Origin of the sequence: Stakelama portus, from assembly GCF_003171655.1 — a bacterium.
Classification (GTDB): domain Bacteria; phylum Pseudomonadota; class Alphaproteobacteria; order Sphingomonadales; family Sphingomonadaceae; genus Sphingomonas; species Sphingomonas portus.
On sequence record NZ_QFZL01000007.1, the window covers coordinates 1 to 25,996 of the forward strand.

The following is a 25,996-nucleotide window of genomic DNA, read 5'->3' on the forward strand; positions in this document are numbered from 1 at the left end:
GCCCGCCTCGGCTTCCTTCAAAATGCCGATGATCTGCTCTTCCGAAAACTGCTTCCGCTTCATCCGTCCGTCCCTTCGTCGGGTCGGACTCTAGCTCCAACTGGAGGAAAAAGCGGGGGTCACGTCAGGCCGAGTCAGGCAAGTCCAAGGCGATAGGTGCAGGGCTGGGCTGGTGTTTCAACAGGGAGCAGGGATTTCCATTGACGGAGCCGAACCCTCCCTGAGCCAATCTTGCAAGGACTTGGCGACCAAATCGACAGACCGATCCTTCAAAGCACATTCCCAAACGACTGCGACGCGCCAGCCCATGTCCAATAGTTCGGCCGCATTCCTGGCGTCTCGCCGGACGTTTGCAGAGAATTTCGCCCTCCAGAATTCGGGACGGGTCGCTGGAACTGTCGCAAATCGGCAGTCTTCATGTCGATGCCAGAAGCATCCATGCACGAAGACAACAGCACGATACTTCGCGAAGACGAGGTCCGGTTTTCCCGGAAGCGCTGCTCCATGAAGGCGGTATCGCAGACCGGCGGAATGCAGCGCTCGCCTCAGCAGCAGCTCGGGCTTTGTGTTCTTGCCGCGAATGGCCGACATCATTCGCGAGCGTGTCTTGGCATCCACAATGTCAGCCAACGCAAGTCATCCCCTGGCTTCCTGGAGTCAGCCTGGTAATAGGCTCGTGCAATATTGGAATTTCGAGTAGATGAGCCAAGCATTCAAGACTGTCGACCTTTTTGCCGGACCCGGTGGCCTTGCCGAGGGCTTTGCGGCGATCAAGGACGATAAGGGAAAGCGTCCATACCAGATCGCTCTGTCGGTGGAGAAGGAGCCATCCGCATTCGCGACCCTGCGGCTGCGTTCATTCTTCCGGCAGTTCGAAGATACTCCGGAAACATACTACGCCTACATCAGCGGGAAAATATCGAGAGACCAACTGGTCGCCGCTCATCCGAGGGAATGGAAGGCCGCATCTGACGAAACGGCGATGCTCGAACTGGGTACGGAGAAGGCAACAGCGTGGCTGGACCCGATCCTCGACGGGATTTCGGCAAGCGCCAGCATCGGGACAATCCTGATTGGCGGCCCCCCGTGCCAAGCCTATTCGCTCGTTGGACGTGCCCGAAATCGCGGCATTCAGGATTACGTTCCAGAAGCCGACCACCGCCACTTTCTCTATCGCGAGTACATACGCATCTTGCAGCGATTAGAGCCCGTCGCTTTTGTCATGGAAAACGTGAAAGGTATGCTCTCGGCCAAGATTTCCGGCGAGAGCATGATCGACAGGATCGTCGAAGACCTGAAGTCAGCTGGCGGAAAGCCGGATAGTTATGTCCTCCTTCCACTTGTCGCAAATCAGAGGTCTGGTCATGTGCGGCATGTGATACGTGTGGAAGATTTCGGAATTCCGCAGGCCCGCCATCGCGTGATCCTCATGGGAATCAGGGCTGATGTTTTCTCCCGATCAGGAATAGACCCGGTGAAGTCGCCCTCTCTGACCTCGCGACCGACGCGCCCGTCGGTTGCCAGCGTGTTGGCTGGTATGCCGAACCTGAGAAGCGGGCTGAGCAAGATCGCCGACAGCCCGGACGCATGGCGACAAGCCGTCGTTCGCGCCTTCAAGGATGCTTCCACAGCAAGTCGCCGCGACGGCGGGTGGCTTACCCAGGTTGCGAAGCGGCTTGTCGAATATTCTCGCGAGTTTGAAGCAGCGACCAATCTGCCACCGAGGTCCAGCACTGAGGTCACTCCGCTCGCCGATAACTTCCTTGCGGCGTGGCTGGCTGACGACAGATTGCTCGCATTGCCCAATCATGAAAGTCGCGGCCACATGCAAGGTGACTTGGCGCGGTACGCCTTCGCAGCAACCTTCGCCGAAGTATTCGATCGCTCTCCTAAGGCAGACGAGTTTCCCAAGGGCTTGGCCCCGAACCATCGAAACTGGACCTCAGGCAAATTCGCGGACAGGTTCCGGGTTCAGACTTGGAACAGCCCTTCAACGACAGTGACGAGCCACATTTCGAAGGATGGACACTACTTCATCCATCCCGACCCGAAGCAATGCCGAAGCCTGACAGTACGCGAAGCTGCACGTCTTCAGACCTTCCCCGACAACTACTTCTTCGAGGGCAATCGCACCCAGCAATATGTGCAGGTCGGCAACGCTGTTCCGCCGCTGCTGGCCAAGCAGATCGGGGAGTTGCTGCTCGAAATTCTCCGAATGGCGGACGCAGACTGACCGACTGGACGGCAGTCAGTAGAATTCCTCCAGCTTTTCCGCGATAGCCAGTGCGGCAAGAGACTGCTTTTCGCTCGGAACACGATCGGGCAGGAATGTGCAGGCCGTCAGGATTCCCTGCTCTCGTCCCGTCAATTTGCTTATCGATTGTCCAAACGCCAGCAACTGCTTCCAGTAGCCAGCCCCCTGCATGACAACTTCACTCTGAGCCTCGATTCCGGATGTCAGCTCCCTGTCCTTCCGGGCTGATCGCTTGTTGGTTTGCGCGTCAGCCGGATCGATCAGATTGTCCCAGAAGTCAGCACCATATTCGACTGAACGCTTGGCAAGCTCTGCCCAACAGCCCTGCTTCTTGGCCCACTCACTCATGTTCCGGATACCAGCCGGAGGCGCAGTGATGACCGCATTTGCCGCTTCGGCCGCAACGAGACATGCACGTTCAAGGTTCGAGGGCACGCGCTGTAGCGACCAAACCCGGTCGAGATCGATTACCTTTTTCTTCAAGCCTGCGTCATGGACAACCTTGGCGAAGGCATAGGTGACGATGTTGGCCCTGTAGCCCCCAGCGTACCATTCCTGCTGGGGCACCAATTTCTCGAAGTGCCGAAAGATGATGGCCTTGGCGATCAGCCGCTTGAACCAGACCTCATCATAGGAATCCTTCTTCTTCTCCCAATCGGTGCCGATGAACTGTGCCAGCTTCCCGAAGTTCTTCTGCGCCCCAAGGCTGACTTCATGCGGCAGACAGCGGTAGGAATTCTCGAATTTGGCCAGATCAGTCTTTGTGAAGAATTGCGAGCGAGGGTATTCAGCGTCGAAGCGCTTTCGATCCGCTACGGAACGCCGCCCACGCTCGTCCGAAAACTGTCCGCGCGCACGCTCGTAGAACCACTTGGTTTCCCGATACCCCTCGTCACCCGACGGAGCGAGAATTCGGCGCGAGAACTCCTGAATTTTCACATGGAATGGATGGTTCGCGAAGAAGTCCGCCGCATTGACCTTGTTCTGGCTGTTCGCGAATTGCGAGATGAGCGGGACGACGTCTTCCGACTGTTCCGGCGGCACGACTGTGAGCTTCATCTGGACAAATACGTCTTTCAGCTGTTCCGGAGCGAGCTTCCTTGCCGCGTGGATCGAAGCTGTGGTCTGCCCGCCGTTCACTATCTGGAAGTTGTTGGCAGACATCAGGAGCAGGCCCTCCCCCGTGCCGGCAATTTCCACGGACTCTGCAGTGGCTGTCAGTCCGTTGTTGTAGGAAAAGAACATGCTGGGATCATCGCGGATCGTATCACGTATGCCGCGATTGACCTTGTTGCGCGCCTGCAGAAAGCTTCTCACATTGGCTTCAAGCAGTCGCGCGCCCCACTTTTCGTAAATCTCCGCGAGCTGCACTCCAGGAATTACTGCGATATAGCTTTCCAATGGCGCGCCGTCGTAGGAAGCCTTGAGGACAGGAACTGGTTCGCCAAAGGATTCGGCGAAGTCCACGATCAGGTCTTCCCGTGTCTGGCCTGACGACTCGAAGCGATGAATGCGCGCCAGGTCCCACACGTTTGAAGTAACGGGGATTCCGCCAATATTGCCGACAGGCTGCGCATCCGTCCGCGCCTTGTTGGTCCGATTGGTTACCAGGATGAGCTTGATCTTGTTGATCTGCTTCCATGCCCGGGCAATCAGGTCGCTCAGGACAAAGCCGTTGCTCGTTTCTTCCAGGCTTTCGCGGAAATCGCGTGCTTTCGCGGCAACGACAAATTCGACAAGGCGCTTGAGCAGGCGGCTGATTTCAGTCTTGTCGATTGATTGGGGCTCATCGGCGACGGTGAAATCGCAGATGAGAACGCTGAGCACGCCTTCTTCGTCTGTCGGGTCCCACGCGTATGCATCTACCTGCACGGCCTTGGAACCGAACTTGCCCTCGAAGTATGATTGCGAAAGCGAGGACACCTCGCCGGCCTCATCGAGAATGTCAGCAATCTTGTCGAGAAATGCTTCGCTGGTGATGAGACCCATGGCATCTGCATCGCCTTGAATCTCGGCGATAAGCTGGCGATGGTATTCGTTCAGTTCGCCCACGAACCGTTCCTCTCGACGATGAGACGATCCAGCGAATCCGGCTCAACAGAGTAATCCGAGCAAGCATCGAGGCTGATGCTGTATCGTACCGCGGAGACGCCCAATGGCGGTGGGTTGGCAATTCTTGGGAAGCCTTCGACAACTTCAAAGTGCAGGCTCTTGCCGACGTTCCAGCGCCGGTCCGAGTAATCATCGTCGAAGTCAAAGCCGGTCGACATGATTGCCTCTTCCCAGAGCGAATATGCTTCCGGATCGGCGACGGCATACAATTTCTCGACCTCGGTGACATAATCGGTCAGCGTCAGGCCATTCGGCTTAACGACTGCGTCAATGGCGCTGACGACGAGGAACAGCTGGCAACCGTCCACATCCGATAACTGATCCTCGGAGGAAATCTGCACGAAGGGTTTTGCCGCCCCGCGACGTGCCTTCACTTCCACAAGGCACCCGTCTAGTTCGAAATCCTTCGAAGATCCGAGAGGGCCTTTCCACGCCTCGACAGCCGCCCTCGGTCCGATCAGGTCGATCAGATGATGGAGAAACTGGAGTTCGCCGAGCAGCCCCCGCTGTTCTTCCAGCGAAAGCAAGCCGCTCTTGCCACCTCGCAAAAGGTGGTGCCAGCGAAGCGTGCGCCGGATCGAGCGGTTCAAGGCATCGCGATTGTCACTTCCCTGCTCTCCCGCCTGCACAATATCCCTGCACAGGCTCCCGAAGAGTTCTCGTTGCTCTTCGTCCCGGAGCAGCAGGACCAGCGATCTGTGACCTGCAACATTTTGGTAGGTCAGATCGAGCGAACGTAACTTCGGCAGCGGCTTGATCTCGCTGGTGTCTGCCGCCAGCCGTAGCAGCAGGCCAGGCTCCGATTTGCCTGAAATGATCCAGAAGAAGTCTAGATTGTTGCCTGGATTGACCCTTCGGGCATCGATTCCCCCCGCGCTCAACCCATCCCAAGGGTCGTCATTCTTTGTCATCCGGCACGTCCTCATCGATGTCGTCTTCGCCGAAGAGTTCGCGAAGCTTGGTAGTGTTCAGGATGTACTCGACCTTCTGGTCAGGCCGCGCCGACGGCGGAAAGCTGATCCCCCAACCGACAACGGGCTTACCAGGGAGTTTGTGGCGGTCGGCCTCATCGACACCGTCCTTCTTGATCGAGACGTTGAAGAGCATGAAAAGCGGGCGCTCGCGGCGTGCCCGATACACTCGATCCGGGAAGTTGACCTTGGTATCTGCGCCAAGGTTTCTCTCTTCCCGATAGTCGGCTTCGGCCTGGCGAACGCGATCAGGCGAGAGACCTGCTTTTTCCATGCCTCGCGAAGCCACACGAGCACTCGATCCACTGATAGTGAGAATGTTGTTTGCAAGATCGTCGGGTCCGATCGAACGATTGATCGGATTGATATTCCACCCGTCAATTTCGAGGGGATCGACTTCATCCGAAGATTTGAGAGAGGCTATGAGGACATCCCATTCCGACATTTCGTCGTCACGCCGCGCTGCGATGTACCTGCGGATGGGATCAGTAGCCGAGAGTACGGAATCTGGATGATTCTCGAAGTCACGAAGGAAGTCATCGACGACCTCGAACGGCACCTTGGAGAGAAGTAGACCACCGGAGACTTGCTGCGCATTGTCAGGAGCGAGGCCATTGCGCGATAGTGAGGCCGAGAATCTGTCGCGCACTTTCCTGTTGTGATTGAGAGCAGCTTCTCCCGCTCCAAGTCGCGTCGTTTCCACGAAATTGTTGGATAGGCCCACCATCAGATGCTTCTGACCCGAGCCCATCTTGTTTCTGGCGGTGACCATCAGCGCGCTTGGGTGACTGCGTACCGCGAGACCGAATTGTTCCGGCGTAGCGTTCGCGCGTTCCATCTTCTTCAGTTCCAGCTGCAACTCCTCGGTGGCCTCGGCAATGTGTGCGTACCAGGATGAAGCCTCGCGAAGCATCCAGATGCGGCAGAGGTCTTCATAGTTCTGCCGGTAACCGAACCATCGGCCCATCTGCATCAAGGTGTCGTACATCAACGAGTTGCGCAGGAAATAGGAGACGGTCAGACCTTCAAGCGTGAGGCCACGCGAAAGCGAAAATCCCCCGACAGCAATAACGGTCAGGCCATTCTCACCGCCAGAATCATAATCGAGGCTCTCCGAGGAGGATGAATTCACTGCCATGACGGTCGCTGAAGCAACCACCGAAAGCAGGTTCTCGCGAATATCATCCCATTCCGGCCACGCATTCCGATATTCGTCCTCCCAGCAGCGTTTCAGCTCGGCAATCTCTGGGTTGCTATCAGCATTGGCCTTCGCGCCATCGACACGAACAGCGTCTTCGATCGCCTTCAGGTGCTGATGCAATCTGTTGCGCAGAAGGTTCTGGATGCCGGTGAAACGTGATGCGTTGACCAGCATGGATGCATGCTGGCTCTTCTGGCCCCGCAGATTCCTTATCGCGCGTGCCAAGATAAAGCACCGAAGAGCAGCGAGCATGCTTTCCGGGACGGCAGTGATGTCATGGTCGATCTTGTGCTTGACGGGCAGCAGATCGCCATTGTCATCAATGTAACGCAGGAACCGCGGCCTCTCGTCATCGTCATCAGGAATGCCGTCGATGAAGACCTTTCGCGCACCGAAGTAGTTGGTGGGAGCATCCAGCCCGATGATGAAATGTCGCGGGAAGAGGTCCTGCTTGTAAACCTCGTCGTCCGAGTCAGGGTCGATGAAGATGTTGGCGAAGGGGGTGGCGGTGTAGCCGACGTAACAGCTTCTCCGGAAAAGCCCCAGAAGGTCCCGGATCTGTCCGTTGATGCGCGAGACTTCATCCCGACCATACTGGATGTTGATGGAGGCATTGTCGGCTTCGTCGTCGATCAGGAGCATGGGTTGATCGACCATCTCCGAATACCGACCTGTACTGTGCTCACGGAGCCAGTCGATCAGGTTCGCAAGCGTGCGGGAGTTCTTCTTGATGACCAGGACGACGGGCACCGCGTATGATGCGATCTCACTGGTATTCGTAGTCGCCGTTGCCTTGTTGAAGTCCTTTAGTGTCGTTGTAAGGCTCACCGGTGCCTTGCGGTGATCGAACATCCCTACGCCAATCAGCTTTGGCTTGTTCCGCGTGTCCTTCTTTTCAAGTCGACCAGTGTCGCGCCCCACGAAACCCTCGTCGATACGTGCCTGGGTTTGATTGCGCAGGTTGTTGTGGATGCCTGCGATAACCACGATCAGGCGGTATCCGGCGTCCGCAGCCTTGCAGACCAGTCCGGTATAGTTTGCTGTCTTGCCACTCTGAACGTGGCCCACGACCATTCCCTTGCGATCCCATGCCGAATGGTCATTCGGATTGCCCATGCGGTCCAGAATGCGATCGGTGACGTGGTCAGTCGAGGTGACCACATCCTTGGGCAGGCGCTTCTGTTCGAGCAGCTTCCTGTATCGATTCCAGTAATACGGTTCGATCAGACCATCGGCACGGGCGTCGTTCAGCCATGGCTTGAAGTCCGCTTCACCGATGACAGCGCCAATACCCATGCTGATCCCGACCCGCTCTTCCAGTTCGCGCGCAAGTTGCTCAGCGTCCTTGTCGGTCACGTCGGAAAAGAATGGCAGAATCCGCACTGTCGCTATCGTTTCGCGGATGCTTTCTTCAGTTGGTCTGTCCTGACTGGCAATGAGCTGGGAAACCATTCCATCGAGTTGTGCGACCTTGTCAGTCATTCCAGTCGACCTTTTCGAGAACTTCGACGACTACATTCCGCGCGATTGCGGAGGCAGACTTGAACGGCTCGATCTGACATAGAATTTCCGCAATTCGTTCGCGGTCAGTGCCTTGCTCGACAAGCCTCGGGATCATCGCCTCGGCGAGTTGTCGTAGTGACTGTTCATCTGCGTCCTCGGCTTTCACTTCTTCGGGCGAACCAGCGAAATCCGAATGAAGCGATGCCACCGGCACCGACGAACCGATCAGCCCGATGATGTTTGCAAAATCGGATTGCAGATCGGTTGGCAGTTTCTCCGAGAAGTCGGCGAAAACCGGGTGGGCCAGGTCCGGACGATAGACGATGGAGCCATCCCGCTGGATGCGTTGCCAGACCGGGAAATACTCGTTGTCCACGAGCCTCTTCCCTCGGCGCTGATAGGTGCGCTTCGACGTGACAGCTAGTCGTTCAACGAGCAGTCGCATCCTTTCTCGAACCGCTGGAGGCAGCTGCGCCGATGCCTTCTTCACATCGATCTTCCAGTCGGAATCCATCGTGTTGGGAATATCGACGCGGATACGGCACAGCTTGGTCAACTCGGCCTGCCTCGCCATCCCGAGCCAGCTTCCGGCAATGATCAGACGTCTGCCTCGATAGACATAGAAACCCTGTGTTCGCAGGTGCCCTTCGGGACCGCCCAAGTCATTCCAGTCGGCGTTTGGAATTTCCTTGTGGTGCGGAAGCGTGAAACTCTGAAACTCGACATATCCGTTCTTGAGTTCGAGCCGATCCGGCCTGTCGGATTGGTGCTTGGGGAATCTGGTTCCGAACGGGTCGAGGGCATCGAGCCTTCTACCGTTCAGCCATATTTGGAGAGGTGGCTTGTCCTCTGACATGAAGCGGTGGAACACCAGCCTGATGTGGCGCTCGGCTTCCGCCAGCAGGCGGTTGATATGTTCCGCGCGCCTTCTCTGATCATTTTCTATGCCGCCGGAAAGCCTGTCGAGCGATCGCCAGACCACCAGCGTTCCCCGTTCACCAAGCCTCTCACTCCAAGGAATGTCTGACAGGTTGTCGTGAAGCTCGATTTCCCACTTGTTGGTTCGCGATACCTCATCGAGGTCCCACGTCGCAGCGGAAGTCGCGCCATTCTTTCGCGTCAGGACAGTCAATCGCTTGCACTGCGAGAAACTGGCGCTCTTCATCCCGAGCCCGAAGCGCCCAAGGTCGCCCGAGGCACGATCATCGAGTGGATTGCTGCTGCCAGGTCGCATCGCCTCGACGAGCTCGTCCAGAGTCATACCGCAGCCATCGTCGAGGACAGCAATTGCTGGTTCGATCGCATTCGTTTCGGAAAGTATCTCAATTTTCCGAGCACCAGCAGTTATGGAGTTGTCCATGATGTCGGCAAGCGCCGTTTCCGAGGAATAGCCAATATCTCGCAAGCTCTGAATCAGCGATGCTGCGTGAGGAGTCGCATCCGCAGTCCTGCGCGGGATTGGAACTTGGCGCGATTCAGAGGGCATGAATTCTCGTGCAAATCATAGCGTGGCCAGGATGTTATAGGGATTGACTTCTTAAGCAATATTCATTGCCGGCTGCTTCCGCCATTGTTGGATCGACTGATCGCAGGAGAGATCGGCTCAGGGTGAGGACAAGAAACGTAGCGCTACCCTGCCGGGCAACCTGCTCTATCCGCCGGCGCGGACCGGGCCAGTAGTCCCGGCCCATTCGGGTGACGATCAGGAGCAATCGAAAGTGGAGCGGGAATTGCTGTTGGACGCGCTCTGTCCCGCGCTTCGCGCTCCTGAGGGCGCGGCAATCCTGAGCTAACCCGCAGGCACTCTCGCCTCTCTCGCTAACGGACGCCCGCTGGCCCACAGGCCCGCGCGCAGGACGTCCGTCGGCTTCGCGCCGTTGCAAGGGTGCCATTCCTGCTGGATCGCCGGGCGATCATATGGCGGGAGCACTAGGGGCTTTGCCCTCTCGTTCCCGAAACCGGAAACAGACGCCCCCGTTTGGCGGGCCTGCACCCACTGGTCCGCGCCAGGGCATCGATTCCGGCCATTTTACCTTCCACCTCCCATCCCCGAGGGAAGGCAAGCGGGATGCCTTGGCTATCGGCGCATCCCTGCGTCCTAATAAACGTTGACTATGTGCTCTGGCCAAAAATGACCTCGGACCCGAGCTCAAGTCAAAATCGTCATCCTCGTTGTCGTCACTCCACGACGGCACATTATCCAAGACTCCTCAAAAATATGGACCTGAAGCTCCTTTGACGATGACCCACATACGTTCGTTCAACGAGATGGTTTCATCTGAATCGATCTCATCTTGGGGCAACTTCAGAAAAATGCAACTTTACCACATCTCCAACACCGATGTTGGACCGGTCTTCCACTGCGGGAATTTGAATGGTGTCTGGATAGTCTTCTGCACTAGCAACTCCACTTCGAAGTTCCCGGCCATCGAATTCCGAACAGACCAGACTTGACGAGGTGCGGTATGGACGAAGTGATGATCCGAGACGCCGCGCGCACTGGGCCGTCGGCTCGATAATTTGCTGAACGAGGGCATGGCGCCGGAAATCAGGCGGTCTCGCGAGGATGCGCTTCTCGCGCAAAGCCACCTCTATCGGGCTTCGTCCACCTGATAGTACTGGGGGTTGTACATCCATTCGGTCACCTCGGATTCTCGCCATCCGGCGCAGCGCGCCGCGATGCGGACCTGTTTGGGGAAGGTGCCGTCCTGGATTTTACGATAAAGCGTCGCGCGAGACAGCGCGGTGCGATCGAGCACCTCGTTGATCCGGAGAAAGCGGTCCTTGGGCTGGTCGGACATATCGCGTGTTCCTTGTGTTGTGTGGGTCGTGTTGCCTCCTGATCCGAGGATTTGAGATCGCGCTGGAATCTGTCAATGCTTTGAGATTCTGCGGTTTCTACGCCATCGTGTCCTTCAACATGCTCGGGTGTCCGGGGACGTCCCCGGGTGCGTGCAGTATTTTTTTCGATCCGATTTGGATGTGTCGTCTCAGGCTCTCTGGCCTGACCGCGCTCTACCTGCGCTGGCGCTTAGGCCGAGCCGCCCGGGGCGTCTCGTCGGCAGAGCCGTGACGATCGCCTGACACTCTTCCGTGGCGCTTTGTGCGCCCCGGTGCGGGACGGTTTCGTCCCGCGTATTGTCGCCGCGCTTTGGCGCGGCGGCGTGGGCCTGACGGCGGCAGACTGGCGGGTGGGCGTCGCTGCCCGTTAGCCCCGCCTCGGCAAGCCGCAACCCCGGCTGTGCCGGGGTGCTCCTCTTCGTTTCGCCCCTCTGGGTGCGGCCCGCCGTTAGCTGGCGGTGCTGCTGGTCCGCTCCTGCCGCCCACCCGCCATTCCGGCGCCGGGCCATGGCGGTTGAAGGAAGGAGCGAAGCATCATGGGAACGAATGAACGCCAGAGCCTCTATGGCGAGGTTACGAACCGGATCATTGCTGAACTGGAGGAAGGGCGACTGCCATGGGTGCAGCCGTGGGATGCTTGCCTCTGCCCCTGCACCATGCCGCACAATGCGGGAAGCGGGAGGACCTATTCGGGGATCAATGTCCTGATCCTCTGGGCGTCGGTGATCGAGCATGGCCATGCTTTGCAAGGCTGGCTGACCTACCGGCAGGCCGAGAAGGCGGGCGGGCACGTCCGGCGCGGCGAGAAGGGCACAGTCATCTGCTATGCCGACCGCTTCACGCCGAGGGACGAAGCCGAGAAGGCAAGGAGCGAGGACCGCGAGGCAAGGACCATTGCCTTCCTCAAGCGCTTCACCGTGTTCAATGTCGACCAGTGCGAGGGACTGCCCGAGGCTTATTTCTCCATTATGGATATACCCGATCCGGTGCTGGCAATTGCCGCAGCCGACGAGGTCATTGCGCAGAGCGGGGCCGACCTGCGCGTTGGTGGCGGCGAAGCGTTCTATGCGCCGCGCGAGGACTTCGTGCAGGTGCCGCCACAGGCCGCGTTCGGCGAGCCGATCAACTGGTATCGCACCGCGCTCCATGAACTTGGCCACTGGACCGGGCACTCCAGCCGGTTGAACCGTGACCAGACCGGCGCCTTCGGATATTCCGCCTATGCGCGCGAGGAGCTGGTCGCCGAGATGGCGAGCGCGTTTACCTGCGCATCGCTCGGCATCGAACCAACCGTGCGGCATGCTGATTACATTGGCGCATGGCTTTCCGTCCTTCGCGGTGACGAGAAGGCGATCTTCCGCGCGGCAAGCGCCGCGAGCAAGGCGGCCGACTGGCTGCTGGCCTCGCGCGCGGCGGAGGCGGGGCAGTGATCCCGCCCCTTCCGTCACAAGACGAACTGGCGCGCATCGAGGACGCGGTGCGCCGCCTGCCGCGTCTCGAGCGTGAAGTGTTCCTCGCGGTGCGGCTCGACGGGCTGACCTATGCCGAGATCGCCGCGCGAACCAGGCTCACGCCTCGGCAGGTCGAGCGCCTGTTCGCGCAGGCGCTGACCAATATCCTTCGCAACATGGCCAGTCCGCGCCGCCGCTGGTGGCGACGGCTGTTGCCATGATGGCGCTTCAGCAAAACGCGCCTGTGTCCATACCCATTTCCTGGTATGGGCAGAGGCGCATTTTGCCTGCTAGGCTTGGGCGATGAAGAGCGACCTCGACCACTTGCCCGCGAACAAGCAGCGCGAACTCGAACGCGTGGTGCAGCTGATCTTCGAGGAGTTCGAGGACGCCTTCGCGCTCTCGAAGCACGAATGGAAGAAGAAGGGGCGCATCCTCAAGATCGTGCTCTACGGCTCCTATGCGCGCGGCGGCTGGGTCGACGAGCCGCACACCGCCAAGGGCTACAAATCGGACTACGACCTGCTGATCGTCGTCAACGACAAGCGGCTCACCGACCGGGTCAAGTACTGGGTCAAGGTCGATGACCGGCTGATGCGCGAGTACGGCATTGCCGGGACGCTTCGGACACCGGTCAATTTCATCGTGCACACGCTCGCCGAGGTGAACGATGGGCTCGCCCACGGGCGCTACTTCTTCATGGACGTCGCGAAGGACGGCATCGCGCTCTACGAGAGCGAGGACACCGAGTTCCACGAGCCCAAGCCGAAGACGCCGCAACAGGCTTTGGCCATGGCGAGGGAGTATTTCGAGGAGTGGTTCCCCGCCGCCATGCGGCGACACGACTTTGTCCGCTTCGGCATGGAAAAGGGGCACCTGAAAGAGACAGCATTCGAGTTACATCAAACGACCGAGAGCCTCTATCATTGCGTCCTGTTGGTGGTGACGTTCTATACCCCACACGTTCACAATCTTGGCTTCCTGCGCACGCAGGCCGAGCGGCTCGATGCGCGGCTGACCTATGTCTGGCCCTGGAGCACGCGCAAGGAGCGCGCGATGTTCGAGAAGCTGAAGGAAGCCTACGTCAGGGCGCGCTACTCGAAAAACTACCGGATCAGCGAAGAGGAGCTCAATTGGCTTCGAGAACGAGTCGAAGAGCTTGGCCGCGTGGTGCACGAGCTTTGCTCGGAACGGATCGCCAAGCTTGAGTCTATTGCCCGCCAAGGGGATTGATCACCTATCATTTTGCCAGCGCTTGCAACGCTTCCTCGATACCCGCCACAAAGTTCTCGTATACCTCGGCATCCAGCCAGTCGTCCTTACTGGCCTGCAGGCGCCGAAATCGCTTCATAGTGGAAAAAAGAGAACTGATATGTTCTGCTTCCCTTTCGGAAAGCGGATTTCTTCTTCGTCCATCAACTAGACGCCATGCTGCATCGCCGATCGAGCGGGCATCAAAATCGTCTCCGAGTTTGTTTTGCAGAGCCCCGCACAAATCGGACCATCTTCGATCGATCAAATCATATAGCTGTGTGGCAGTCTTGTCAGAGTTCTCTAGATGATCTTTCGGATTCACGAGATTATCGTCGCCCGTATCCCTAAATGGTTCGGAAAAGCTCTGGGTGACCAAGTCAGCCGCGAGAGATTTAATGGTGCTCAGCTGCTGCTCCATTCCCCGAAGGTGCTCGCGAAGGTTGGAGACCTCCTGAGTTGAATTGCGGATTTGGGCCTCTGCGTCCTGTAGATGCCGCACTTGCACTTTCAGTTCTTCGATGGAAGTCGTCACAGAACTGAGCTCTCTTATGATCCCCTTCAGAAGGCCACCTGGACCAAGAATCAAAACGGCAATTAGACCGACGATAGGCCACGCCAAAGCAGACACCAAATTTACCCAGACCTGTGGCATTTGACCTCCTTTGAAGGAAGTATCTATTGCGCTGTAATCGGTATGCCTTCAAGCTCAGCTCTCGTGAGTTGAAATAGATCGCCTATCGGCCCCAAACGCGCGAAGCCCGCGTCGGCTCCACAGCGCGAGCACATGCAGTCGTTCCGCTCCGCGCAACCTGCCCGCCGCTTCGACCAGCAGTCCCAGGATCACAGCGCGGTCGTCGTCGGTGAGCTCTACCAGCCCAGCCTTGGCGACCAGCCCGCCGAGCTCGATGAGCTGGCGCGTGCGCTCGCGGCGCTTCACCTGCCAGTCGCGGGTGTCATGCCGCGCCTGACGTGCCATGAGCCGATTGCGCTGCGCCTTGTTCCGGCGCAGCGCGCCCTTGCCCACCGCCAGTGCTGTTGCCAGCCCCGCGTGCCGTCCCGCGAAAGAACGCTGCGCCCCGCTTGCGCCACGCCTCCCTTGTCGCGGAATCGGTGGTCGCGACGGCGGCGAGCAGTGCGCCGGCCAGTTCTTCGGCGCTGAGTTCGTCGGCCCCGGTGGCAATCACCAGCTCGCCCAGCTGGCTCTGCTTGCGGCATTTGAGTTGCTTCGCCTTGTCGGCAAGTGCCTTGAGCTCGGCATCATAGTCACGCGGTTTGCGCATGGAGAATGCCCTTCCTTGCGGGGTGCGGACCTTCCAGTTATCGACATCGCCGATCAGTCACAACATCGTGAAATCTCTTGAGATTTCGCGTTCCCGAGATTGATGAAATCTTTCGAGGGCGCGCTTATACGTCGTGCCGACGTGCGCATGTAAGTGTAAGTGGATAGCCCTCATGGCGATCTACCACTTCTCGGCCAAGGTCATCTCGCGCGCTTCGGGCTCGTCCGCTGCCGCGGCCGCGGCCTACCGCTCGGCCTCGCGGCTGCGCGACGAGCGGCTGGACCGGAACCACGACTTCTCGAACAAGGCAGGCGTGGTGCACTCCGAAGTGCTGCTGCCCGAAAACGCGCCCGAGGAATGGCGCGACCGGGAGAAGCTGTGGAACGACGTCGAGGCGGCCGAGGTGCGCAAGGACGCGCAACTCGCGCGCGAGATCGAGTTCGCGATTCCGCGCGAGATGCGCCAGGCCGACGGGATCGAGCTGGCGCGCGATTTCGTCAAAAGGGAATTCGTCGATCGCGGCATGGTCGCCGATCTCAACGTGCATTGGGATGTAGGTGAAGACGGCCAGCCCAAGCCGCACGCGCATGTCATGCTGGGCGTGCGCGAAGTGCGCGCCGACGGCTTCGGCGCCAAGGTACGCGACTGGAACCGGACCGAGCTATTGACCCACTGGCGCGAAGCCTGGGCCCAGCACGTCAATGGCCGGCTGGCCCAGCTCGATATCGACACGCGCATCAATCACCGCAGCTTTGAAGCGCAGGGCATCGATCTCGAACCCCAGCACAAGATCGGCCCCGCCGCTTCGCGCATGGCGGGCCAGGGTTTGGCAAGCGAACGGCTCGAAGAGCATTTTGCCATCGCGCGCAGCAACGGCGAGAAGATCCTCGCCGACCCGTCCATTGCCTTGGATGCGATCACCCACCAGCAATCCACCTTCACCACCCGCGACCTTGCGATGTTCGTGCACCGGCACAGCGAGGGAAAGGACCAGTTCGATGCGGTGATGGCGGCGGTGCGCTCCTCGCCCGAGCTGGTGAAGCTGGGCCAGGATGGACGCGGGCACGAGCGGTTCACGTCGCGCGACATGCTGGCGACCGAACGGCGGCTTGAGAATGCCACGATCAAGCTCGATGCCCGCCGCAACCTCGGCGTTCTCGACCGCCATCTGGAGCGTGCGCTCATGCAGGCCGAAGCGCGCGGACTTGTCCTCTCGCCCGAACAACGCGGGGCGGTCGAGCATGTGACGAGCAGCCGGGGCATCAGCAATGTCATCGGCTATGCCGGAACCGGCAAGAGCGCGATGCTGGGTGTCGCGCGTGAAGCCTGGGAATCGGCCGGCTATGAAGTGCGCGGCATTGCCCTGTCGGGCATTGCCGCCGAGGGCCTTGAAAGCGGCTCAGGCATTGCCTCGCGCACCATCGCCAGTCTCGAACACCAATGGGGCCAGGACCGCGAGCTGTTAAACAGCAAATCCGTGCTGGTGATCGACGAAGCCGGAATGATCGGTACGCGCCAGATAGAGCGCGTGATCACCGAGGCCGAAAAGCACAGCGCCAAGGTGGTGCTGGTCGGCGATCCCCAGCAGCTCCAGGCGATCGAAGCCGGCGCCTCGTTCCGCTCGATTGCCGAACGCCACGGCGCGGTGGAAATCACCGAAGTGCGCCGCCAGCACGAAGACTGGCAGCGCGATGCCACGCGGCATCTGGCCACCGGCCGAACCGCCGAGGCACTCGATGCCTACGAACGGGCCGGCCATATCCACGCCGCCGAAACCCGAGAGGCAGCGCGCGAGCAACTGATCGAGCGCTGGGATCGCGGCCGGCAGGCCAAACCCGATGCCGGCCGCATCATCCTCACCCACACCAACGACGAAGTGCGCGAGCTCAACGAGGCGGCGCGCGGGCGGATGCGCGCCGCCGGTGACCTCGGCGAGGATGTGAGTCTGCAGGTGGAACGCGGTAGCCGCGACTTCGCTGCTGGTGACCGCGTGATGTTCCTCAAGAACGAGCGCGGCCTCGGCGTAAAGAACGGCACGCTCGGCACGATCCGCAGCGTCAATGCGCTGTCGATGGCAGTGACGCTCGACGATGGGCGACAGCTCGCCTTCGACCTCAAGGACTATGACCACATCGATCACGGCTATGCCGCCACCATCCACAAGGCGCAGGGCATGACGGTGAATCGTGTCCATGTGCTGGCAACGCCCGGGCTCGACCGGCACGGCGCCTATGTCGCGCTCTCGCGCCACCGCGACAGCGTCGAGCTGCACTACGGCAAAGACGACTTCGCCAATCGCGATCGGCTTGCCCTGACGCTCGCCCGCGAGCGCGGCAAGGACATGGCCTCGGACTATGTCCCAAAGGCACCAGAGCAATCGCCCGAGCCGGTCGCCGCGCGAGTCCAGGACGATCCGTTCGCTGGGCTCACGGTGCCGATGACCTCCTCGCTCAGGATCGCGCGAGAGGCCCAGGCGATCGAGCGGGCAACGCCCGCGCAATCAGTCGCCGACCCCTTTGCCGGACTGAAGCTCGACGTCAGCGCCTTGCGGGTACAGGCAGAGCGCGATCCGCTCGACCGGGCCGTCGAGCGCTATGGCCGCGCCGCGGCGGACATCATCCGCATGGAGGAGCAAGGCCACGAGCCGCTCCATCACCAGCGCAAGGCGTTCGGGGAAGTCACCAAGGACCTCGATGCGCTGCGCTCCAATGGCGGGGCGGATATGCGCGACGCCATGAACAAGGATCCCTCACTCATCCATGAAGCTGCCAAGGGCCGCACCGCGCGCGCCATTCAGGCGATGATCGCCGAGGGCGAACTGCGCATCGATGCCGGCAATCGGGCCGACCGATTCGTTGCGGACTGGCAGGCCAAATCACGCCAGATGAAGGCGCTCGAACGGCAGGGCGAACACTACAAAGCCTCCTGCGTCAAAGACGACATGAGAAACATGGCCAGGGCGCTGCACCGCGATCCCCAGCTCGAGTCGCTGCTCAAAAATCGCACCACCGAACTCGGAATGAAGGCCGCCAGCGGCGCATCGATATCTCATGACCTCCAGCAGTGGCTCGGCCGCTCGCGCGGGTTGGGCATTGGCATGTAGGCTCCCTTGCCATGACCCAAACCGCTCCTTCCCCCGCCGCTCAGCAGCCCATTGCCCCCTCACCCGCGAGCCAGCCATCGCCTGCCCCTCAGGCAACGGCCGTCGAAACACTTCTAGCCATGGACCGGCGGCTCGCCGGTCTCACTGCTGCGGTCGAAGGCTTTGCCGCCCGGCAGCAGGAACTGCATGCGCGCGACTACGCGCCCGAGCTTGCCGCGATCCAGGAGAAGTGGGAACGGGCGCGCGCAGCGTTCGACCACCTTACCAAGCAGCCGGCGCTCTCGCTCACACCAGAGAGCATGGCCGACAAGATCGAGGCTGCTGGAGCGAACGTCCGCAAGGCCGATCACGAGGCCTTCAACCACGCCAGGCGCGATCTGCGGGACATGATCGGCACGATCGGAAGCGTGACCGCGTCGGCCAGGACAGCCCGTGACCAGAACCGTTGGCTGGCGGGTGCCGCGGCGGCGGCGATGGTGCTCGGGTGCATCCTGGGCGCGTTCGTTCCAACCGCCATCGACCGGGCCGTTCCCGTCGACTGGCATTGGCCTGAGCAGCGGGCGGCGAAAGTCCTGGGTGTTGACGAATGGACCGCCGGGGAGCGGCTGATGCAGGTGGCTGACCCCGGGCAATGGCAGGCGCTGCAGAGCGCGGCGATCCTCGTACGCGACAATGCTGACGAACTTTCCGAGTGTCAGAAGCGGGCGGCCAAGGCCAGGAAGGCCGTGACCTGCTCGATCAAAGTGCCGAAGCCAGTGGTGCGATAGCGAGATGCTTGGTCAAGATTTCGCCGTCCTATATGCCGGCTTCTTGGGACGATCCGGAACGGCAGACTTTAGGCCGCTGCTTGCGGATAGCTGCCCTTCGTTGTGGTCTGTCCGATGGCAGCTACACGCCCCAATCTAAGCCATTTCGGCGATAGGTGCTTCCACATGATAGAAGCGGTTCGCCTAGGCTCACGGCCCCCAAATGTACGAGACACTATTGGCTGCGCAGGAGCGCGCGGATCGACCGAGAGGCCAAATCGATCCTGGCTCTTTCATTTTTCAGGTAGCTTGAACGCACGCGCGGCTGGATCATCCGAGAAATAGAGGACGATATGGTCGTCGTCTTCGTCTATGTCGCGCGGGGCCATTTCGGCACGACTGATGGTTAGCCCCCTGCTCAGCCAGTGCTCAAATATGTTGTTCGATCCCGACCTGTCGAGTTGCCGCCTGAACAGCTCCTCCGTTATCCTGCCTGCGAGAAGATCGAGCAGCATACGCGCGGGGAACTCGACACGAAGGTCGTCGAGACCCTTGGTGCTTTTGATGGTCATGCCGAGATATTGCCCTCGCCCTTTAGGTGAAAACGCGCCTTGCCTGAACAATGACCGAGCCTGATAGCCTTCATAGTGCGGGTCCGGCAGCATCTCTGCGATCCGTTGAAGCGTCTGTGGAGCTTCGGGAAGCGCCGAAGAGCCGCAATAGGTCACGGTCCAGCGTCGGGGCTTACGGTCAGTCAGACCATTGAAGCCGAAACTCAACATTTCCTTGTAAGGTGAGAACGCCACCACCGCGTCCACGTCCTTGCCGTAGGTGGTCATGAAATGCGCGATGATTTGCGAGCCGGACACGCGGCGATTGGTCCAGTCATGTTCGCCGAACTGGCCGATACGCCGCAGCAGCGTTGATCCTACGTCTGCGACGAAGATCATCCGCAATGTACCGGGCGCTGCCGCCTTCAATTGACGCTTCTTTCGGCGCAACAAATCGTAGAGCGGATTATCGTCCAACGAATGGGTTTCGGGCGGCATGCTCGAATGGATGTTGTGGTAGCGTGTTTGCCGATACGCTTTGCGCTCAATCTCGACATCAAGACCTGTACTCTGAAGACGAAGCCGTTCACGTTCAGAGCGGCCCGACGACACCCAATCCTGGACCGTCTTGCTCAACGCCTCGGGGAGCATGAAGGCCTTGGGTGCAAGGCGTCGGCGGATATATTGCCCCGCCAGATAGCCGCTTTCCTCGCGAAAGGTGAAATAGAGGAAATTGCCAACACCCTTTTCAGCACGGTCAGCCGCCGCACTTACTTGCAAAGCGATGGCATCCATTGCTTCTTCGCCGGAAATGGCATTGTCGTTGGTGGCCGCGATTTCGATGGCAACGGTGCGGCCGGGCACCAAGGTGTCGGTAATGGCATCGGGACGCTTGGAATCCCCCCACCATTCCGGCTCGACTTCCAAATCACCAAGCGAATGAATGGCCCATAGGAGTGCAAGCTCCATCTCGGCTGGAAGCGCTTGCTCGACATTTTTTGGATGGTTCAAACGGCCAAGAATGTCCTTACCTTTGCCCTCCACCAATACGGGAGCAAGCTGGTCCAGCATTGATTGCAAGCGCCGTCGCGCAAAGATCGTCATGCGCGAATCCCGCTCATCCGGCAGGCATTTCTTCCGGCTCCCGCTCGGAAGAGGCTTTCCGCTGACGGCCGCGTAATTTTGCGCGCTCGGTCGGCAAGCGCGGCTGGAGGTCGAGGCCGCGCACAATCAACCGCAAGCTGCCGCCCATTTCCTGCTCGATCCGAGCGGCTTCTTCATTCAACATGGCGATGAGCCCGGCTAAGTCTAATGCCGCGCCGGTCTCGGGGTGCAGCCACGTGCGGGCAGAATTAACGGTGATGAGCAAACAGCCTGCGCGGCTGTTTTCCGCTGCCATGTATTTGACCACGAGCTGGTCTTTGATCGTGGCTTTCAGGTCGGCGGCGGAGCGGTCCTTCTCGCCAATCTTCAACTCGATGATCGCCTCATGTATCGAGCCGGTAGAGCGCAGGCGGATGTCGGTTTCTTTCTCATCTGCCGTCACCGCCTCCTGATCGACCGTATAAGCACCGTTGGCATTGGTGCGCAGTTCGCGGGCGATCTGCTGGCGCATGATTTTCTCGTCATTGATGAGCGCCCAAGCTGCACGGGGCGAATCATCGCGCAGCAACGCATCGTCCATGTCGTCCAAGCGATCGGTCAGGAGGGCGAACAACTCATCACGCGTCAGCGGTGGCAGTTCGCCATAACGATCGAGCGCCACGATGTCAGCCTCGGTGAAGGCAGCTGCGTCCGCCTCCTCGGCTGCCCGTTCGCGAGCCATGGCCAACGCCCGGTCTTTGAAGTCGGCAAAGAGCGGATCGTCGGCCAATCTGAATTTGATTGCCCAACCTTCAGCCCCGGTGGTCGACAAAAGCGCATTGACGATATTGCTACGCCCACGTTCGGCGTGATCGCGGGCGTTGGGCGAAAAGCTGCCCTCCTCCCGCACAATATCGTCGGAGGGGCGGATATACTGGTAGGCAAGGCGTGCGAGCCGAAGCAGCAAATCCGGGGTGAAGCCGGACGCCGAAAGATAAGTTTCCCCATCACCATGTCGGTCGCCAAAAAGCGAACTAAACCAATCCGTTGCCGGACCCAATTTTGCTGGTGCATGTGGCTTTATGGTTTTCTCAAGCGCATCGATGCCATCCGCCGCGTCGAGCCGCATCAGAACCGGCAACCAAATGCTGTTCACCGCATCTTTTGCGCCCTCCGCCAGTTCGGTCTTCGCGAGCGTATGGATGTGCGCCGTGATGTCGGAGTCGCCATGCTGCACGAGGATTTGAACCACTTGGCGAAGCCGGTTCGCGCGGGCCGTTTCATCCTCGTTGTGCCCAAGCCGCCATTTGCCCGCATCTAGCCATGTACGAAGGCGTGGCACGAAAAGGCGTGCGACGGTGGGGGCCCCGTATTGAATGTCTTGCAGCATGCCGGAATGGCCCACCGCTTGCTCGTCAAGTTCCGCGGTCAGTTCCGCTCCCAGCACGGTGTCGACCGCGGCGGGATGCACGGTGGCAAATCCTTCAAGCCAGGCAGGAAAACCGTTCAGCTCGATGGACACGTAGCGCAGGGCCAATTCGGCCTCGTCTTGACTGAGCTTTTCCGCCCACTGAGGATCTTCGGCCTCGGCGTAGATCCCTGCGAGGCCAAGCTGCCATCGGGTCAGGTATGTGCCTTTTTCTTCCTTAGGGCGTTCGCTTCGCAGGGTCGGACGGTCTTTGCGCCAGAATGCCATGACCGCGAGGCGCAATCGGTCAGCAACCTCCTTGCCAAAATGCCGCTCGATGAAGCGCCGGTTCCAGCCGGAGGCCCGGCTTTCCTCGCCGTTGCGCTCCATCGCGCGCCAGAGATTCCAGGCGGTGTTCTGGCAACGGTCGGCGGCAAACACTGCCTCAGGGTCATTGACGATTTCGCGCCAGAACATCACCCAACTGGCATGGGCTTTCGCGTCGCGACGTTCCTTCTGTTTCTGCCGTTTCGCATCTTCTCGTTGCCAGCGCAGCTCTTCGGGATCGGGCTTTCGCGGCTGCGCAAGCTGATCGAGGCGTTCAACCAGGTCAGGTAGATCATCAACATGCGATTTCAACGATGCTAGGTGGTCGGTCCATTCAACATTGTCTTCGCGGATGCGGATGGCTGCTTCGAGCATCATCGCGCGATCGTCGGCGGAGCGGCCGCGATCGGCGAGCGACGCGAGAACCCAACCAGCATCGATGGCACCTAGATGCAGCGCTGCCCCATGAAACGCCAAACGGGCATAGCGTTTGAAGGGTTCCGTTTGTGGCTGATACGCTTGTAGGAACGTGTCTTCGGCCTCGAACATGAGGCGCCGGGCATCAGGCGGCAAGCTAGGAAGGGCTGCCTCTAACTGCTTCGCGGGCTCGGTGCGATCATATTCGCGTTCTGCCAGTCGTAACGCAATCGCGGTGGAGCGCATCACTTCCGGGGTGGTGGTTCCGTTTTGAATCTGGCGCAGGCAGGTGGTAGCCAACGCTGGCAATAGGAACTGACGTTTGCTGGCGAGATGGGGCCATTGCTTCTCGTTCCAGGCAATGCCTTCCACCGCCAGTTCCGTAAGCCCGTGACGCAAAGCATCCAGCGCATCCGGCGATAGATCGACATGCTCGATCAGGCGCGGGAGATTCCATGAAATGTCGCCAACGGAGCGCTTCTTCTCCGTGATCCGCGTGAGCACCTTGCAGAGGAGTTCTACGGAGAGATGAGCCGGGAATAACCGCAGCAGCGCAGCGCGTGAGAGACGGTTCGGCCAAATCGGCCCATTTTGGGCCAAACTGTTGCTGATTGTAGCAAGGCGGGCATCGTTCAAATGGATGAGCGCGTCGAGTGCATCAATCCGCTCACCCTCGGGCGCTGTGGCATCGACCGCGATCCCGTAAACAATATCCGCGCAATCGGCCATCTTTCCGAGGCCGATCAGGTTCAGTAGAATTTCGCGGATTTCGTGGTTCTCGATGCCACCTTCCCAAAGGCGCTGGACCTCCGGTCCTAGGTTGGCGGCCGCAAAGCGATGAAGCTGGACGCTGGGCACACGCAATCCCCGCCAGCCGCCAGCGCTATGACGTTCAACATAGGCACGTAGTGCTCGCTGCCGTTGCGCAGGCGAGAGCGATTCAGGGTCACCGAAATTCAGGAGAACGTCCGGCTCGCGTCGCAGCACTTCTTCAAAAATGGCATCGTCGCGGAAAGCCATCCACGCAGCAACCGGACGTAGCGATGGCTTTACCACCTCGTCGCCTTGTGTCGTCGTCGTAAACAGAATGCGCTTGATCGACCGGACGGGCACACCCTGTTCGCGCAAGGCAAGAAGATGCTCGGCGGCCAGATATTCGATCACCGAGCGGTGATGGAAACGCACCCGACCGTAAGAAGCAAAGCCAAAAAGTGAGCGCTCCAGCAACGTCGTGCGTTCATCCTGCGTCCAGTCATGCAGGATGGATGAAGGATCGAGCGGCGCGTCGGCCGGATCTCCTTCGCGGTCGGCCTCAGCGCTATGGCGCAAGGTAAGCTTGCGGCTCAAGCTAGCCGCCAGAGCAAGACGGCGTGCTCCTTCCAATGCCTTGTCGGCAGACAACGCAGCCTTTTCTCTGCCATCTTGGCGCGGTTTCAACTTCACGGCGATGTTGCTCGCCACCTGATCGCGATGCGAGCGAATGCGACGATGCTCTCGCCAATCGGCGCATAGTTCGATCAGGTCCTGTGGGCGGCGAACAAACTCCTCGGCGTTGCGCTGCCGGATGTCGGTGAGCAACGCATCGGGATCATCCACGCCTTCCTTGATCGCCATTTGCTTGATCTGAGCAGTCGAGAGAGGCAGCAGGGCAACGTTGCGCCAATCTCGCGCAATCTGTTCCTCGGAAGATTTCTGCGCTCGGCGCGCCATGGCGCTATTCGCGAACTCCTCGCTGGTCGCGGCTTCGTCCGGTTCATCCGGCACCGGCAAAATCTGACGGAAGATTTGCTCATCGACGGGAATGGGGCGGGATGTGATAATTACGCGGACCCGGCCGAGCTGCCCGGCAACCGCCTTGGCCAACCGCTTCAATGCCTGCTCGAATGAGCCGAGGCTAAGCTTCAGCTCGTCGATGGAATCGAGAAAGAACGTCGCGACATCCGATTGGGACGCATGCCAAGCATCGAAGCGGATTTCTTCATCGTGCGAGAGGAGATCGCGCAGGTTGTTGCGCGCAAGGTCTGCCAGCTCAACATAAAAAGCAGGTTCACCGGCAGCCCAAAGCACCTGCTGCTGCGTTCGGCATTCATAAGTTTTGCCCGCGCCTGCTTCGGAAATGATTAAGATACGTTTGGATTCTAACAGATCAGCCCAATTCGAGCCCTTGTGCCAGCCCAAATCCATGAGGAAGGCAGTTTGCTCGGCCTCAGTGATCTTATCGTCAGGAATGTCCTGAAAGCTGCGCTCGATGTCGTTGGTATCGGGTTCTGTTGCCATAGAGTTCTTCTCTTGCTCAGATAGAACATAATGCCAACACAGGATTCAGGCTATACCTGAATGGACCTAAAGTAGGTTTGCAGGCGACGTTTGACTGATATTTTCGGTGACGGCGGTCGTATGCCCGCTCTTTACGATTTTTCGCCGGGAACTGACTGACAGCAAACGGCCCAGTTTCGGAGGCCTGGCATCACCTGAATTGGCATCCGCCTTTTTGGGGAGCCAGCCCCCCGGGCCTGAACGCCGGCCAATAGGTCAGTCTAGCTGCCCGGGGAAGTTCTGGCGGCGGCCAGCCGCCAGATTGCGCACCATGTTGTCAACGCCAATCGTGTAGAATTCAGCGACACTGATGGCGGCGCTCTCCTTCAGCTTCCACTGGTGCTCGGCGATCACCCCGATCACGGCGTTCACCAGTGCGATAACGTCGTCCGCTTCGAGCGGATAGTCGACGTAGATACGCGCCGGCTCCTTAAAATAGCGCTTGTCGAGATGAGCAAAAAACTTGTCGCGGCGTCCCATGATTGCATTGATCGTGTTGCGCCGCGATTCCAACTTATTGAATTGTTTCTCCAGGACCTCGACCGGTGGCTGCCCGGATTTCCACGTGATGTTCGCTTGGTTCTTCATGCAAAAGTCAAGGAACGCGAACAAGCTGCCCTCTGCTCGGCGCGGTTCCTCCAGCAGTCGCGCCGTTGCAAGATACAGATCGGTTTCAACTGCGAAGATCAGGGGATGGAGGACCGGTTCGATCTTCCAGAGTCGGTCCCCATGCATGTGGTGCTGTCGGAGAAGCTCGCGATAGACTGCCAGCTTGGGCACGAGGCCCGGCGGCTCCGTGCCTTGGATAAGCGTGACATAGCGGGCAAGCCGCTCTTCATAGTTCGCCTGAATTTGGGCTTTCACGGTCTCTCCTATCCCCCGCCAGTGAGCACTTTTCACAGATGAACAGACGGCGGCTTTTGGAAAGCAGAATCTACCCCGTGAATGTCAGCTATGTCGGCGTAGGCCGACGTCCATGATCGCAGCAAGCAAGATCAGCGAGTGGTTGGAAATTGCCCGGACTGGCTCAACGAGGTATAGTGACTTTGCTCAACGGGCAGAAACAAGCGGGTCGTGTTTATGCTTCAAACCCGATTTACGAAAAGGGAGTGGGGACACGGTCTGGGGCCTGATTTTTTGCTGCAGTGCAGCATTTAGTTTAATTACAGGTTGTTAGG

At 59.4% G+C, this 25,996-nt stretch carries 18 protein-coding genes; 6 read left to right on the forward strand and 12 right to left on the reverse strand.

What is annotated here, in order from left to right; all coding sequences use genetic code 11:
* Window positions 1-177: 177 nt before the first annotated feature.
* Window positions 178-618, reverse strand: a complete 441-nt coding sequence (locus DKB74_RS16100) for a very short patch repair endonuclease (RefSeq protein WP_338062891.1) — start codon at window positions 616-618, stop codon at window positions 178-180.
* A gap of 82 nt (window positions 619-700) precedes the next feature.
* On the opposite strand from DKB74_RS16100, the gene DKB74_RS16105 reads away from it, so the two are divergent.
* Complete coding sequence (locus DKB74_RS16105) at window positions 701-2,233, forward strand: DNA cytosine methyltransferase (protein WP_109809223.1); 1,533 nt, start codon at window positions 701-703, stop codon at window positions 2,231-2,233.
* Between the two features lie 15 nt (window positions 2,234-2,248).
* Here the strand turns inward: DKB74_RS16105 and DKB74_RS16110 are convergent, their stop codons facing one another.
* The 5 genes from DKB74_RS16110 to DKB74_RS16130 all read right to left on the reverse strand — a co-directional run bounded on the left by DKB74_RS16110 (window position 2,249) and on the right by DKB74_RS16130 (window position 10,842).
* Window positions 2,249-4,306 (reverse strand): AIPR family protein, encoded by a 2,058-nt coding sequence (locus DKB74_RS16110; protein ID WP_109809224.1) that lies wholly within the window; start codon window positions 4,304-4,306, stop codon window positions 2,249-2,251.
* Window positions 4,294-5,277: a PD-(D/E)XK motif protein gene (locus DKB74_RS16115; RefSeq protein WP_109809225.1), complete on the reverse strand. Its 984-nt coding sequence runs from the start codon at window positions 5,275-5,277 to the stop codon at window positions 4,294-4,296. The genes DKB74_RS16110 and DKB74_RS16115 overlap by 13 nt, the downstream gene beginning before the upstream one ends.
* Window positions 5,264-8,020 (reverse strand): Z1 domain-containing protein, encoded by a 2,757-nt coding sequence (locus tag DKB74_RS16120; protein WP_109809226.1) that lies wholly within the window; start codon window positions 8,018-8,020, stop codon window positions 5,264-5,266. The genes DKB74_RS16115 and DKB74_RS16120 overlap by 14 nt, the downstream gene beginning before the upstream one ends.
* Window positions 8,013-9,527, reverse strand: coding sequence for an ATP-binding protein (locus tag DKB74_RS16125; protein WP_109809227.1), 1,515 nt, complete (start codon window positions 9,525-9,527; stop codon window positions 8,013-8,015). The genes DKB74_RS16120 and DKB74_RS16125 overlap by 8 nt, the downstream gene beginning before the upstream one ends.
* Window positions 9,528-10,632: 1,105 nt before the next feature.
* Window positions 10,633-10,842, reverse strand: coding sequence for a helix-turn-helix transcriptional regulator (locus DKB74_RS16130; RefSeq protein ID WP_109809228.1), 210 nt, complete (start codon window positions 10,840-10,842; stop codon window positions 10,633-10,635).
* A gap of 576 nt (window positions 10,843-11,418) precedes the next feature.
* On the opposite strand from DKB74_RS16130, the gene DKB74_RS16135 reads away from it, so the two are divergent.
* From DKB74_RS16135 to DKB74_RS16145, 3 genes are all read left to right on the forward strand, one after another.
* Window positions 11,419-12,312, forward strand: coding sequence for an ArdC family protein (locus DKB74_RS16135; protein ID WP_109809229.1), 894 nt, complete (start codon window positions 11,419-11,421; stop codon window positions 12,310-12,312).
* Window positions 12,309-12,554 carry a sigma factor-like helix-turn-helix DNA-binding protein gene (locus DKB74_RS16140; protein ID WP_239987565.1) on the forward strand — a complete coding sequence of 82 codons (246 nt, stop codon included), beginning with the start codon at window positions 12,309-12,311 and terminating at the stop codon, window positions 12,552-12,554. Before DKB74_RS16135 ends, DKB74_RS16140 begins: the two co-directional genes overlap by 4 nt.
* A gap of 82 nt (window positions 12,555-12,636) precedes the next feature.
* Entirely contained in the window at window positions 12,637-13,566 is a 930-nt protein-coding gene (locus tag DKB74_RS16145; protein ID WP_109809230.1) for a HEPN domain-containing protein, read from the forward strand.
* Window positions 13,567-13,573: 7 nt separating this feature from the next.
* Here DKB74_RS16145 and DKB74_RS16150 read toward each other — a convergent pair whose 3' ends face one another.
* Genes DKB74_RS16150 through DKB74_RS16160 form a run of 3 tightly spaced genes read right to left on the reverse strand, consistent with a single transcriptional unit; the run spans window position 13,574 to window position 14,867 of the window.
* Window positions 13,574-14,239, reverse strand: a complete 666-nt coding sequence (locus DKB74_RS16150) for a hypothetical protein (RefSeq protein ID WP_109809231.1) — start codon at window positions 14,237-14,239, stop codon at window positions 13,574-13,576.
* 54 nt (window positions 14,240-14,293) lie between these two features.
* The gene (locus tag DKB74_RS16155) at window positions 14,294-14,563 is read right to left on the reverse strand and encodes a conjugal transfer protein TraD (protein ID WP_109809232.1); all 270 of its coding nucleotides are present in this window, start codon (window positions 14,561-14,563) and stop codon (window positions 14,294-14,296) included.
* A complete protein-coding gene (locus tag DKB74_RS16160; protein WP_109809233.1) occupies window positions 14,541-14,867 on the reverse strand; it encodes a conjugal transfer protein TraD in 327 nt (108 codons plus the stop codon). The genes DKB74_RS16155 and DKB74_RS16160 overlap by 23 nt, the downstream gene beginning before the upstream one ends.
* Window positions 14,868-15,039: 172 nt before the next feature.
* On the opposite strand from DKB74_RS16160, the gene traA reads away from it, so the two are divergent.
* Window positions 15,040-17,970, forward strand: a complete 2,931-nt coding sequence (traA, locus tag DKB74_RS16165) for a Ti-type conjugative transfer relaxase TraA (protein WP_109809234.1) — start codon at window positions 15,040-15,042, stop codon at window positions 17,968-17,970.
* Window positions 17,971-18,089: 119 nt separating this feature from the next.
* On the forward strand, window positions 18,090-18,737 hold the full coding sequence (locus DKB74_RS16170; protein WP_109809235.1) for a DUF6118 family protein: 648 nt from the start codon (window positions 18,090-18,092) through the stop codon (window positions 18,735-18,737).
* Between the two features lie 272 nt (window positions 18,738-19,009).
* On the opposite strand, the gene DKB74_RS16175 is transcribed toward DKB74_RS16170, so the two are convergent.
* From DKB74_RS16175 to DKB74_RS16185, 3 genes are all read right to left on the reverse strand, one after another.
* On the reverse strand, window positions 19,010-20,371 hold the full coding sequence (locus DKB74_RS16175; RefSeq protein ID WP_145961028.1) for a hypothetical protein: 1,362 nt from the start codon (window positions 20,369-20,371) through the stop codon (window positions 19,010-19,012).
* A 13-nt stretch (window positions 20,372-20,384) separates the two neighbouring features.
* Window positions 20,385-24,779 (reverse strand): NACHT domain-containing protein, encoded by a 4,395-nt coding sequence (locus tag DKB74_RS16180; RefSeq protein ID WP_193504488.1) that lies wholly within the window; start codon window positions 24,777-24,779, stop codon window positions 20,385-20,387.
* A 255-nt stretch (window positions 24,780-25,034) separates the two neighbouring features.
* Complete coding sequence (locus DKB74_RS16185; protein WP_109809237.1) at window positions 25,035-25,682, reverse strand: AbiU2 domain-containing protein; 648 nt, start codon at window positions 25,680-25,682, stop codon at window positions 25,035-25,037.
* Window positions 25,683-25,996: the final 314 nt, after the last annotated feature.